This is a genomic window from Citrobacter sp. RHBSTW-01013 (assembly GCF_013781985.1).
GTDB lineage: Bacteria > Pseudomonadota > Gammaproteobacteria > Enterobacterales > Enterobacteriaceae > Citrobacter > Citrobacter braakii.
This window is the reverse complement of the sequence record NZ_CP056185.1, coordinates 1,075,530-1,088,224: the sequence shown is the minus strand read 5'-3', so window position 1 is coordinate 1,088,224 and position 12,695 is coordinate 1,075,530. Positions and strand designations below refer to the sequence as shown.

Annotated in this window: 8 protein-coding genes and 1 CRISPR repeat array (1 of these 9 only partly in view); all 8 genes read right to left on the bottom strand. The window is 55.2% G+C overall.

The features are described 5' to 3' along the window. Positions 1-3,922: a CRISPR direct-repeat array (repeat unit 29 nt; unit sequence CGGTTTATCCCCGCTGGCGCGGGGAACAC); it reaches 256 nt to the left of the window's first position. Positions 3,923-4,015: 93 nt separating this feature from the next. From cas2e to cas3, 8 genes are read right to left on the bottom strand one after another with little or no spacing between them, the layout of a single operon-like run. Next, positions 4,016-4,300, bottom strand: coding sequence for a type I-E CRISPR-associated endoribonuclease Cas2e (gene cas2e / locus HV350_RS05240; RefSeq protein WP_046274804.1), 285 nt, complete (start codon positions 4,298-4,300; stop codon positions 4,016-4,018). A gap of 3 nt (positions 4,301-4,303) precedes the next feature. Next, complete coding sequence (gene cas1e / locus HV350_RS05235; RefSeq protein WP_181547544.1) at positions 4,304-5,218, bottom strand: type I-E CRISPR-associated endonuclease Cas1e; 915 nt, start codon at positions 5,216-5,218, stop codon at positions 4,304-4,306. Then, on the bottom strand, positions 5,215-5,874 hold the full coding sequence (gene cas6e / locus HV350_RS05230; RefSeq protein WP_181629941.1) for a type I-E CRISPR-associated protein Cas6/Cse3/CasE: 660 nt from the start codon (positions 5,872-5,874) through the stop codon (positions 5,215-5,217). The genes cas1e and cas6e overlap by 4 nt, the downstream gene beginning before the upstream one ends. Then, complete coding sequence (cas5e, locus tag HV350_RS05225; RefSeq protein WP_181629939.1) at positions 5,874-6,593, bottom strand: type I-E CRISPR-associated protein Cas5/CasD; 720 nt, start codon at positions 6,591-6,593, stop codon at positions 5,874-5,876. The genes cas6e and cas5e overlap by 1 nt, the downstream gene beginning before the upstream one ends. 9 nt (positions 6,594-6,602) lie before the next feature. Then, the gene (cas7e, locus tag HV350_RS05220; RefSeq protein ID WP_181629938.1) at positions 6,603-7,661 is read right to left on the bottom strand and encodes a type I-E CRISPR-associated protein Cas7/Cse4/CasC; all 1,059 of its coding nucleotides are present in this window, start codon (positions 7,659-7,661) and stop codon (positions 6,603-6,605) included. Between the two features lie 14 nt (positions 7,662-7,675). Further along, the gene (gene casB, locus HV350_RS05215) at positions 7,676-8,281 is read right to left on the bottom strand and encodes a type I-E CRISPR-associated protein Cse2/CasB (protein WP_104651262.1); all 606 of its coding nucleotides are present in this window, start codon (positions 8,279-8,281) and stop codon (positions 7,676-7,678) included. Next, entirely contained in the window at positions 8,274-9,836 is a 1,563-nt protein-coding gene (casA, locus tag HV350_RS05210; RefSeq protein ID WP_181629936.1) for a type I-E CRISPR-associated protein Cse1/CasA, read from the bottom strand. The genes casB and casA overlap by 8 nt, the downstream gene beginning before the upstream one ends. Before the next feature lie 18 nt (positions 9,837-9,854). Then, positions 9,855-12,542 carry a CRISPR-associated helicase Cas3' gene (gene cas3 / locus HV350_RS05205; RefSeq protein WP_181629934.1) on the bottom strand — a complete coding sequence of 896 codons (2,688 nt, stop codon included), beginning with the start codon at positions 12,540-12,542 and terminating at the stop codon, positions 9,855-9,857. Between the last annotated feature and the right edge of the window lie 153 nt (positions 12,543-12,695).

The window sequence follows — 12,695 nt, the reverse complement described above, 5'->3', positions numbered from 1 at the left end:
GCTGGCGCGGGGAACACTTTACTATCGAGTTTTGAACAGTCGAGGTGATCGGTTTATCCCCGCTGGCGCGGGGAACACCATTTCGGCCGCAACGATTTGCCGCATCAACTCGGTTTATCCCCGCTGGCGCGGGGAACACAAATTCAGCGGCATCAAGGGTGTGTTTGCGTTCGGTTTATCCCCGCTGGCGCGGGGAACACTACTATCAACAGCAACATACTGACAATGAATTCGGTTTATCCCCGCTGGCGCGGGGAACACGCGCTGGCTGAATTTAAAATTATTGGCCATTCCGGTTTATCCCCGCTGGCGCGGGGAACACTGACGGCGTTCGGTGGGCTAAGATAAGTACCGCGGTTTATCCCCGCTGGCGCGGGGAACACAATCCGGCCCAGCCAGTACCCGCCGCCGTTCTCGGTTTATCCCCGCTGGCGCGGGGAACACCTGCATATAACCACCTGCGGCCATATCTACATCGGTTTATCCCCGCTGGCGCGGGGAACACCAGCCCGGCATGCTCCAGAATTGCACGCTCAACGGTTTATCCCCGCTGGCGCGGGGAACACGAGACTAATCCGCTAAACGCGTTTATTAAGAGCGGTTTATCCCCGCTGGCGCGGGGAACACACTAACGGTCCCGGAAGTTTGCTTTATCGCCCCGGTTTATCCCCGCTGGCGCGGGGAACACCTGCTGCTGATATTTTTTGCCCGAGCCGTTTACGGTTTATCCCCGCTGGCGCGGGGAACACACAAGGCCCAACTCGATTGGAGAACCCTCACCCGGTTTATCCCCGCTGGCGCGGGGAACACCCGAGAAGTGCGCGCGCGCCGCGCCCTCTGCACGGTTTATCCCCGCTGGCACGGGGAACACCACGGGCATGTACCAGTTGTAAAGGCTGATGACGGTTTATCCCCGCTGGCGCGGGGAACACCATAAGGGGCGATAACAGAATGGCAAAAGCAACGGTTTATCCCCGCTGGCGCGGGGAACACTCACGAGATCGTGCCACCAGCACACGTTGGTACGGTTTATCCCCGCTGGCGCGGGGAACACGCGTACTGGAAGATTTAAACCCGGCGCCAGGTCGGTTTATCCCCGCTGGCGCGGGGAACACGCCACCGACAGTGCGGAGAATTATCGGGCCAGCGGTTTATCCCCGCTGGCGCGGGGAACACTCCGCCTGCGCCGCCTGTTCCGGTTGCGGCCACGGTTTATCCCCGCTGGCGCGGGGAACACTTGTGAATCTGACGGAGTTCAGAGCGCAACAGCGGTTTATCCCCGCTGGCGCGGGGAACACGCGGCCCCGCTGTTACCGAAAATGATCGCCAACGGTTTATCCCCGCTGGCGCGGGGAACACGTTCTCCAGCGTTTCGGCATAGTCATTCAGTACGGTTTATCCCCGCTGGCGCGGGGAACACCCGCGTGATGGTCATATCTATGTGGTTGATACCGGTTTATCCCCGCTGGCGCGGGGAACACCTGAACTGGTGTTGTACGCCAGTGGGTTCCCGCGGTTTATCCCCGCTGGCGCGGGGAACACAAGAATTGCTCGTTGAGGTTTATCTTGGCGGGCGGTTTATCCCCGCTGGCGCGGGGAACACGATTTGCCGTAGCGGGTGAATTCCCCCAGCGCCGGTTTATCCCCGCTGGCGCGGGGAACACGTTTGATGTGTCAATCAGCGGCTTATCAAATCCGGTTTATCCCCGCTGGCGCGGGGAACACTGGGTATCAGCCAAATTGCCGAAGACGTGCCTCGGTTTATCCCCGCTGGCGCGGGGAACACTTACTGCCGGGGAAATGCTGGAGATAAACACGCGGTTTATCCCCGCTGGCGCGGGGAACACATGATGGTATGACGCACAAACTGAATAGATTGCGGTTTATCCCCGCTGGCGCGGGGAACACTCGCCGGTACTCATCGCGGATCCGGATGAAGTCGGTTTATCCCCGCTGGCGCGGGGAACACGACATCTCCATGCTCATTAACCTGGTAGATTCCGGTTTATCCCCGCTGGCGCGGGGAACACCTTGAGCGTGGTATTCAAGGGTATAGTGATCAGCGGTTTATCCCCGCTGGCGCGGGGAACACCGGATCCAGTCCTGTAAATAGTTAAACGTCTTCGGTTTATCCCCGCTGGCGCGGGGAACACACGTTTCGTAGCGCTGACGTAACGCAGGGCTACGGTTTATCCCCGCTGGCGCGGGGAACACCTGATTCACTGTCTCCCGCACCGGTGTCCCCGCGGTTTATCCCCGCTGGCGCGGGGAACACTCGATATCTACGGCGCTTATCACTCTCTCCACCGGTTTATCCCCGCTGGCGCGGGGAACACGCACCGCCTGAGCACGGAAGAAGGCGGCATTGCGGTTTATCCCCGCTGGCGCGGGGAACACCCACCCGTCGCCGGGTGAAACTCAAATTTAGACGGTTTATCCCCGCTGGCGCGGGGAACACGTGATCAACATCTGTTGCTGGTACTGCACGACCGGTTTATCCCCGCTGGCGCGGGGAACACAAGAAGCGGCCGAACGTAGGGCCGCTGGTGGCCGGTTTATCCCCGCTGGCGCGGGGAACACTCTATGTAGCTCGCTAATCGTAATGCGATCTACGGTTTATCCCCGCTGGCGCGGGGAACACTGGGTGAGCGTATAGATCGTGAGTTAGCCGCGCGGTTTATCCCCGCTGGCGCGGGGAACACTGTAATCATGAGAAATGGCAGCGGAGAAAGCCCGGTTTATCCCCGCTGGCGCGGGGAACACGGTTGCGCCTCATTCTCCCCGGTGATTTTGGCCGGTTTATCCCCGCTGGCGCGGGGAACACTCACGGCGTTTTGCGTGGGGTTAAAATTGTGGCGGTTTATCCCCGCTGGCGCGGGGAACACCCAATAACGGAAATATCAATGGTCGAGATCTCCGGTTTATCCCCGCTGGCGCGGGGAACACACGCGCCAACGGAACGGGAAGCCCGCAAGATGCGGTTTATCCCCGCTGGCGCGGGGAACACCGGCGTGTTCGCAAGATCAGCGATGCTAAAGGCGGTTTATCCCCGCTGGCGCGGGGAACACGTGTTGCAAGCGAAGCCGGCGAACGGCAAAAACGGTTTATCCCCGCTGGCGCGGGGAACACGCGCGCCGAAAATCGGCGACCCGGTAACGGTGCGGTTTATCCCCGCTGGCGCGGGGAACACTTTGCATATGGTTATCAGGCTAAATTTCCGCTCGGTTTATCCCCGCTGGCGCGGGGAACACAGGCGCTGATGACCTGGGCAGTAACCAGCATGCGGTTTATCCCCGCTGGCGCGGGGAACACGAAACCATCACCACCCGAGGTGTAATAGCGAGCGGTTTATCCCCGCTGGCGCGGGGAACACGCTATGCCTACATCGACACCACGCTGGCTGACCGGTTTATCCCCGCTGGCGCGGGGAACACTTGATCTGGCAGTTAGGTTGATACTCAAAGCCCGGTTTATCCCCGCTGGCGCGGGGAACACCGGAATTGGCGAGTTTTCAGCATTTCAATCAACGGTTTATCCCCGCTGGCGCGGGGAACACTCTTTACCTGTGGTACGGTAGATATACTCCCGCGGTTTATCCCCGCTGGCGCGGGGAACACACGCCGATAACGACATCCTGCTGGTGACGACCCGGTTTATCCCCGCTGGCGCGGGGAACACCAGCCGATGTGGCACAGCAATTCCTATGTGCGCGGTTTATCCCCGCTGGCGCGGGGAACACGAGAATTCCATCATTTTGTCGTTGCGCGAGAACGGTTTATCCCCGCTGGCGCGGGGAACACTGCAATTTTATCGGCGGGTGTGCCTATAAAATCGGTTTATCCCCGCTGGCGCGGGGAACACAATTGCGACCATACCAGCTCTCAAGGATTCGTCGGTTTATCCCCGCTGGCGCGGGGAACACTCTAAAACTATATCACTGATCTAAAAGGGATTATAGCCGTAGAAAAATTTCACCAAATTTTCCACATTATTAAAGAAATATAACCCATTGATTTTACGAAGGATGGAATGACACTAACCTTAATCCATCCAGTTCCACCGCCATGCGCCTGTTTTCACCCCATGTTTGAAAATCAAAACCAGACTCATTATTCACCGCCCAAGCCATAACAACATTCCCTTCGTCTGCCAGGGTAGTGACCTGATGCCAGATCATTTCTCGCACCTTACGTGAGGTATCGCCAACGTAAACACCTGCGCGAACTTCTAATAACCAGACAGCCAGACGACCGCGCAAACGAGCAGGAACATTTTCGGTGACAACAACAAGCATACTCATGCGCTACCCCCTGTGCCCTGCATCGCCCAATGAAACAGGCTCAGGGATCGCCGGAGGTTGGGCATCTGCAAAAGGTTTAGGGATTTCAATTTCCCCGGCAGCCAGTACTTCTTCAATCAATGGGATGATCCGCGCCAGCGTTTTCTGGCTGCGGAATATATCCCGACAGGCCAGACGAACCTCTTTATCTGGACTGACTGGCGCACGGGCGGCAATCTCGAAAGCAACCGGAACAACACCATCAAATTTGACGATATCAGCAATGTCATACACAAAAGAGAGCGGCTTACCGGAATGAACAAAACCAATAGCAGGTGCATAACCCGCGGCTAATACAGCGGCTTCGGTAATACCATAAAGGCAGGATGTGGCAGCACTAATACACTGATTAACCGTGTCGCCCTTTTTCCAGTCTTTAGGATCGTAACGTCGACCATGCCACTTCACACCGTAGCGCTCTGCCAGCAGAGCATAGCTCTGGCGTACCCGCGCGCCTTCGATGCCGCGGAGTTGTTCAACGGAGCGACGGCTGGGAGCAGGCTCACCAAAACGCAATTCGAACATTTTACGCACCACTTTCAGCCGGAGTTCTTCATCCAGCGCCAGCTTTGCCTGATACAACAGTCTGTCTGAACGCGCGCCTCCCGGCTGTCCGCAGGCGTACAATCGTACACCTGCTTCACCAACCCATACCAGTAAGGTGCCCGTGGTTGCCGCCAGTCGCACCGCGGCATGAGAAACGCGCGTGCCTGGCTCCAGCATAATGCAGGCTATCGATCCCACCGGAATATGCGTTCGTATTCCCGTTTTGTCGATCAGCACGAACGCTCCGTCGATCACATCAATCTGCCCGTATTGCAGAAAGATCATTGAGGTACGATCTTTCATTGGGATGGGGCTCAGCGGTAGCCAATTCATTGTTCCCCTCGCCGAATCAACATCAGACCGCAGCCCAGCGCTTTGCTTTTACCAAACCCATTCCTGAGAGCGTGAGAGAAACGCGTCACATCGTCTACCCGTAACAGTCCCGCAAAATCAACGCTGCCAAAACTGATAGGACGTTCCCCGGTTAGTCGACTGAAACGTTGTTGCTGGTAACTCACCACGTAATCCTGCTTATCAGGAAGCATGAAACCATGCTGTTCCCCCTGACGGCGTAGCCAGTTATTCGCCGCGATGATTTGCAGTGGCCAGTGTTGTTCAGCAGGTATCCCTTTCTGCTTTGCCTGGTATTTGGCATCCATCATCACGTCGCTACGCTTACCGGATCGGGTGATAACGGGATTCGCGCGTAGCGAAAAATACAGAAACATGCCTTTTGTCAGATGTGGCTGAAACGGTTTGCTCTCTACGGCAAAAATATTATGCCCATCCAGAGGTGGAACATCCGACTGCACATAAAAACGCTCGCCCCGTACTGCAGACTCATGGCGAAACAGAAAACGGCGTTCATCCTGATGAGAAAAAAGCTGCCAGAGCCATTGATGACTGGCATAGGGGCTGGCGCTCTGCCACTTCTGCATCATTTCAAGCGTTAGCTTGCCGAGGTCCAGCGTTACGCGTGACAGAAACATTATTTTTCCTCCCTGAGCTGGCCTGCAAACTGAGTACGCGTAGTAAACTGCCAGCGTACTTTACTGAGTGGCTGATCGCTTCTCTGAACGGAAATAGCAGGCACAACGCCCTGCGGCTCGCCTTCCCAATAGCAAAGATCGGACGCGGTAGTGATTGCCGCCAGTTCCGGGCAAATCAACGCCTGCTCTGCCTGGTAAAAAACGTGGGCCAACGTTCCGTCCAGTATCAGCGGCGCCAGCGGCAGGGCTGGAGGACAAGATTTTCGCCCCAGATACAGAGGAAATACAGGCTCCTCCAGTGCAACTGCCAGTTTTTCCAGAACTATCGGTGCCCCTTCAGTTTCCTGAACAGCAATATGGAACAGCGCATCGCACCTATATTCGCGGGTGGTGATCATCGTGTTGAGATCTTCCGGCGCCAGAACCAGCTCATCACGCCGGGTGAAATAAATGCGCTTTCTGTTCTCTTTTGGTACTTCGACAGTGTGATAGTCACGCAGCCATTGCTCGCGGGAAGAAAACGGTCGTATGGCAAAATGGTAGTGTCGGTTAAACTCATCCAGATGAGCAGCCTCACGCCGGATACCGCAGGCGGCAGCAAGCAATCCCAATAATGCTGAACGACTGGGCACAGCGTTGCTGTACCTCACCTCGCCCACGGCGGCTTCGCCCCAGGACATCAACGGCGCGTAAAGTTGAAAAACAAGATAGCGGGACATCGCAACTCCTTACTGGCTGACAAACTCCAGCAGTTCCTGAAGCGAACCTTCGCCCGATTCCACATTCATCTCGTAGTGGCGCTCCCCCTCACGTGACCCGTAAGCGCGTTCAAACTTCTGCCGCTGCTCTTTCAGGCGTTGAATGGCCTGTGTCTGCTGATCTTCTCCACGAACAGGATTAAAGAAAGCGACTGAAAGCGCACGAGGCTGCTGGCGTCCCATTTCCACCAGTGCGTAAGATGCGTAAGCACGCGAGGCAAAGCTGTTCTGATTTCCGGTTGGCGAGACAGTGAGCGCCGTTTCGGCCAGCGCCTTAAGGGTTCGCGCGACCAGGGCTTCATCACCATTGAGGTTTTCCAGTAACAGGTCGCGACTGATGCAAATATAAGAATAGAATAACGCAGAGGCGAAGCCCTTCTCACCCATATGCGCCGACCCGGCGTCATCCTCTTTACGGTTCAGATCGTCCACTGCCGTAAAGAAATCCTCTTCAACCGTAACGGCGCTGACGCCAAGAGCATGAGCCACCTGGCAAGCGGCTTCAACGTTAAACGCCGGGCTGGATGCCAGCATGCGACCAAACAGCGCGATATCAACGCCGCTGGCAGTTTCACGTAACAGCTTCAGCTCGCTCTCTTCCGGTTCACGTTTATCCGCAATCAGCGTTTCAACCAGTTTGTTTATATGCCGGTATTCATCCGGACTGATATGCACCAGTTGTTCGATATTCAGGTTCTCTTCCGCCTTCGCATTTTTATCGGCTTTTAATTTGCCGAACTGGCTGGCTATTTTTCCAGCGGCGGAAAGCGCCATCTTTTCTGCAACTCCACCAGCCAGCAGATGTTTATAAATCTCACTGCCCAGACGGCGAGTACGGGTGCCAATATGTCCACTGAGCGCGCTTTCAAAAACTTCCGAGGTACGCCATGCGCGCTTGAGACTTTGTGAGGAGACCCGAAGGCGTTCTACTCCGCCCATAATGGCGGTTTTCGGACGTCCGGTATCATCACGGTTCAGGTTAGCGGGGGCGTAAGCCGTCAGAATATGCAATTGAATAAATGTCGTCATGAGTGAAATCCTTTTTATTTGTTCCTGGGTGATTTTTCGCCAGCCTGCAGATATTCACTGGCCCAGCGTACGGAGAGGCGCTTAAAAGGGTTACTTTCAGCCGCCAGATGTGCTTCTTTCGCCTGCCATTCACGCATCCATAAGAAAACCCCGTCAGCCAGCGACACAAGGTTAACGCCCTGGTCACCGCGCAGTTTTACCGCACGAATCAGTTGACTGGAGAGTTCCGCCGGGGTTCTGACCGCCAACAGACGATCGAAACGCTGACGTGAAAGGCAGGGGCCGCTTTTAATCTCTTCACCAAGCTGACGGGCGAAAGAGCCGGTGGCGTTGTCGTGATGGGCATGGGCCGCAATACCTGTAAAAATGGCTAGTGCCAGTCTGTCGCTGGCCTGCTTTTCAACTCCCGTCAGCGCACGGTTCAGATGATGAAAAGCCTGGCTGGTGAGCGCCCCATACGGTAAAACCGCATGACGCAGCTCTGCTCGCCAGGCTCGACCATTGCCTGTAAAAGCAGCATCGACGCTATTGCGTTCCTGCAAACTCCGAAACCAACGGCGAATAATGCCGGGCGCACCGTCGATGATAATCAGCTCTTTTCCTGTGTTAGTTTCAAACATTCGCCTGCTCCTTATGTTCCATAGCGAGCTCCTTCAGTGTTTTCAGGCTGTTGAGTTTATTGATATTCTTGATGAGGCTGAGCCGGGCAGACAAAATTCGTTGCAAATCAGCCGTATTATCGGGGTTAGTAAAAGCGCTCTGGTCGAATATTTGTAACAACCCGCGTTGCAGGCTCTCTCCCCACGCCCGCAGCGCGGCGCGCGCCTGAGGCTGAAGAGAAGAAGGATGTTGGCTTAACGTCTGCCATAGCTGACGAAATCCTGGCTCGGTCTGCTGCCAGAAGGCGATATCCACTATACTGAAATCCCCCTTCGCCTCTTTAGGACTCCCGAACCAGGCCTGTTTAAGCGCCTGAACGAGGAGAGGTCGAACGGAGATCGCCAGTTCGAGTGCAATTGAAAGCAGGTCTTTAAAGCTTTCCGCTTCATCGGCAGATAGCGCGATCAGAGGTAAACGATGCTCATACCAACAACGCGCCTTGGCGTTATCCATATCAAAACCGAAACACCATAATCCGGTAGCTCCCGGCTCTGGATTCCCGAGCACAACGCGTGCAGGGATCGTGCAATTCAATTTATCTTCCGTCGTCATCGCCAGCCCCAGCCAGTCTTTATTGACCAGACCACCGGGTTGTCCCTTGAGCGCCAGCATCGGTGACACCGCGTCTTTCAGCGCTTTTCGATACGGAGAAAGCGGGTGAATCCAGCCGTCATACTGCACGCCGTAGTTTTTGCTGCGGATCTGGCTGAGCAACACAGGATGATGCTCACCGCACAAATCACACTCGCCGCTTTGCGTATGGCTGAAATCAATCTCCAGCCGTCGCGGCATGCCCCAATAGGCCTGGAGCGGATGTGCATTTTCGGGCGTCACCCTATTTTTTGCTGTTTCACTACTGCGGGTTTCGGCCAGCCACGGGAAAATCAGAGGCAGTTGTTCATCCCGCCATTGCTGCTGCCCTGGCATAACATTCAGCCAAAGTTTGCGCCACAGCGGCTCATTTGGCTGAACTGGCATTAACAGTGTCGTCAGCGGTCCGCCGCCACGCATGCTGGTACGAAACCCGGCGCCGCCCGCTGGGGAGTTGGTCTGAACGGTATAAAGCGCCATCACCGCACAGTGCGGGCAAAAATGCCGATAAATGCGACGTTTTACGAAGTGATCTTTATTTAACTTAACGGCGTTGCCGCCGGGAGCATCAATAAGCAGCCCGGCGATTGCGCTGTTTTCAACATCCAGCCCGGAAAAATCCTGCAAAAAAGCGGGTTTCTGCGGGCCAAACTGCATGGCAACCGCCACGCGTTCCAGCGCTTTTTGCCAGCGGTCCGGATCGATACCATCTTCCCAGATATCCTCCCACTGTTCTTCATCCTCCGGCGCGAATACCGTTTGTAGCAGGCCAATCAATAACTGATATGCCGCCCCCTGAAAATCTGCGCGCGGCCACGCCAGTTCGATAATGTCATTATCAGCCAGCTCGCCTGGCGAAATTTTTCGCCGCTGCCCCTGCCTGTCGATAACCGGTAGCCAGGGCTCCGTGATAAGTGAAAACATGATTCCTCCTGAAATAAATTACTGCAAATGCTGGCTCGATAACCCCCACGCCTTGCTATAAACTGCCGACGCATCCCCCTCTGTAAGCAACAGCACCTGTGCCTTCGGGTTGTGAATTTCGTGGCGAAAATGTTCGAGTTCTTCCCCCTGCAAACACGGCGCGTTAGCAGCAATTTTCTGCCAGAGCGTTTCCCGCAACGAGAGGCGACTTTGTTGCCAGGAAAACGGTTCCAGCCGGGCATAGGGTTGCAGCGATCCTCCCTCTGCCCGCCAGGCAAGAAACAAATCGACGGTGGGCTCGCTTAATCGGGTGGAAAGTTCCACGTCGTCACTCCATCCCGCCATGCTTGCGGTACGGTGATAGCCTGTTTCCCAATCCAGAATGTTTTGCTTTGCGGCAGCCTTCACACTGAGATCTTTGCCGTAAACGTTATCCTCCTGAGCTTGCAGGCCAACGGGCGCGGCTATCCATGCTTCGTATACGCTTTCCACCAGTTCGCGCGCATCTTCCGGCATGCGAATCTCCCCTTTGTCGCGCAATATTGCCTGTGTCCGCCACAGGCAAGCGTGGTCTTCGTAGACATAGCCTGTACCTTTGAGATGTTCACCCAGCCAGCCACTTTCCGCTTCCGGTTGCCACTCCGGCGCCAGAATGTGCAACGCTGGAGACAGACGACCATCTGGCATCTGCCCGGTTAGCGCCCCGTGTCGATCGCGAATATGGCGCTGTAAACGTCCTGCGCGCTGAATCAATAAATCGACCGGGGCCAGGTCGCTAATCATGACGTCGATATCCAGATCCAAACTCTGTTCCACCACCTGTGTTGCGATCAGCACTTTGCCGCGCCGCAACGTTGGTGTGCTTGATTTTCCGAACCATTCCAGCGCCCGATTTTCTATTGCCATACGATCGATAAATGCAAAACGACTGTGGAACAACAGCAGGTTTTCTGGTGGTACAAGCCCGCTATCCAGCAACTGGCGATAGACGGTAATCGCGTCGTCCACCGTGTTACGGATCCAGCAGATGCATTGCCCGCTTTCAACGGTGCGGAGGATCAGTTCGCGGGCGCTGCCCGGATCGTTGAGCCACTGCACCGCAACGTGACGAGCCACTTCAGGACGCGTGGGAATATAGCGTTCAGATACCCCCTGCGAACTGAGATGCGAAAGCCAGGGATAGCCTGCATTTTGATCGGCAATAACGGGAGCACCGTTAATACCGCGCTGGAAAGCATTCAGTAACGTATGACGTAAAGACGAGGGCAGCGTGGCGCTCAGGATGATGACGCTACCGCCCTGAGCCGCATGAAAGGTCAGTAGCCCTTCCAGCAGACGCACCATATAGCTGTCATAAGCATGCACTTCGTCCAAAAGCAGGATCTTGCGATACAGCCCGAGCAAACGTAGAGACTGATGACGAAATGGCATGGCGGCCATTAATGCCTGATCGAGAGTTCCGACCCCCACCTCAGCCAGCAGCGATTTCTTGCGTGAATCAGCAAACCAGATATTGCAGGCACTGCTGGCAGCCTGTTCATCCTGTATATAGGCAGATTGTCCGGCATTCCGCGATGACCACAGGGAATGCGTGAAGGCCTCCGACATGTCGCTTGAGCCATGCGCCAGCACCAGCGACGGGCGTTGCTCTGCTACAAATAACGCGCGATAAGCCGTTGCCAGCCGTTGAAACATGGCGTTTGAGGTTGCCATAGTCGGCAGTCCAACGTACAGGCTGTCACCTTTCCCCTGAGCCATTAACCGCTGGGTGAGGATCAGCGCCGCTTCCGTTTTGCCTGCACCGGTCACATCCTCCAGTACAAAAAGTTGTGGGCCTTCGGCTGAAATCGCTATGTCCATAGCGCTTTGCTGAAGCGGCGTTAAGTGCTGAATAAACGGGAACAGATCGGCCGGATTACGGTGGGTATCTACCGAAGAAAGCTGAGGAAGTTGCGCCAGCGCGTGCGTGGCCTGTGCTAAGGCCCTCTGCCAGTACGCGCTATCTGGCATAACGGTACTGACCAGTGGAAAATCATGTTGGTTCGATCCCATCCAGTCCGCAAGCGTTGTCAGTCCAGCCAGCAGCCAGCTTTGTTGACAGAGTTTTTTACGCCAGATTTTGTCGCAAAACCGGTCGGGGAAATCAGTGACATTGAGGAGAGAAGAGAGCGCCGCCATCCATTCTTCGGCAGCCACTTTGTCTTCGGGGGTAAAAGCAACGCTTCCTTTGACATCCTTTAATGGCGGAAGACCATGATGACCGGTGACGACGTTGAGCCAGATATCCAGCGTTCTTTCACTTTCGCGTGTTAACGCAGGTAACGCATTGGGCCATGCTTTTCTCAACCCCTGCCAGAACCAGTATCCCAGCGAGTCGTGTCGTTCAGGATAGCCAATCCCGCTGATACCGGGCACCAAATCCGGGTAAGACGTCTTATTGAGCTGCTGAAAACCCCGCGCGAATTTCCCTATATCGTGGAGCCCCAGTATCCAGGCAAACCAGCGCGCAGCCTCTTCCCGGGAGAAACCTAATTCGGCAAAGATATCTGCCGCATGAAAGCGATTGCGCATCACCATTTGCCAACCGCAGGCCGCCACATCCAGACAGTGATAGGGCAGCAGATGGTATGCATCCCCCTGGTCGTGAATATTTTCCTTTTTACTGGTTTTTCCCCAGTAAGCAAAATAAGGTGCGTAATTAGCCATTTATTAATAACAAGTCCGAATCCAAATATATTAAGAGAATTACAGACTAAGAAATAATATCGGTGATCAGAATCACACCTTAACGCGCAAAATAAAGTATTTATGCAAGATAATAATAAATATGAATAAGATGAATTATATAAATAAGCACCA

Excerpts from the sequence above, each read along its gene's own strand:
- cas5e (WP_181629939.1), bottom strand. The coding sequence starts at position 6,593 with ATGTCCCGCTATCTTGTTTTTCAACTTTACGCGCCGTTGATGTCCTGG.
- casA (WP_181629936.1), bottom strand. The coding sequence starts at position 9,836 with ATGTTTTCACTTATCACGGAGCCCTGGCTACCGGTTATCGACAGGCAG.
- cas1e (WP_181547544.1), bottom strand. The coding sequence starts at position 5,218 with ATGAATTGGCTACCGCTGAGCCCCATCCCAATGAAAGATCGTACCTCA.
- casB (WP_104651262.1), bottom strand. The coding sequence starts at position 8,281 with ATGTTTGAAACTAACACAGGAAAAGAGCTGATTATCATCGACGGTGCG.
- cas3 (WP_181629934.1), bottom strand. The coding sequence starts at position 12,542 with ATGGCTAATTACGCACCTTATTTTGCTTACTGGGGAAAAACCAGTAAA.
- cas6e (WP_181629941.1), bottom strand. The coding sequence starts at position 5,874 with ATGTTTCTGTCACGCGTAACGCTGGACCTCGGCAAGCTAACGCTTGAA.
- cas7e (WP_181629938.1), bottom strand. The coding sequence starts at position 7,661 with ATGACGACATTTATTCAATTGCATATTCTGACGGCTTACGCCCCCGCT.
- cas2e (WP_046274804.1), bottom strand. The coding sequence starts at position 4,300 with ATGAGTATGCTTGTTGTTGTCACCGAAAATGTTCCTGCTCGTTTGCGC.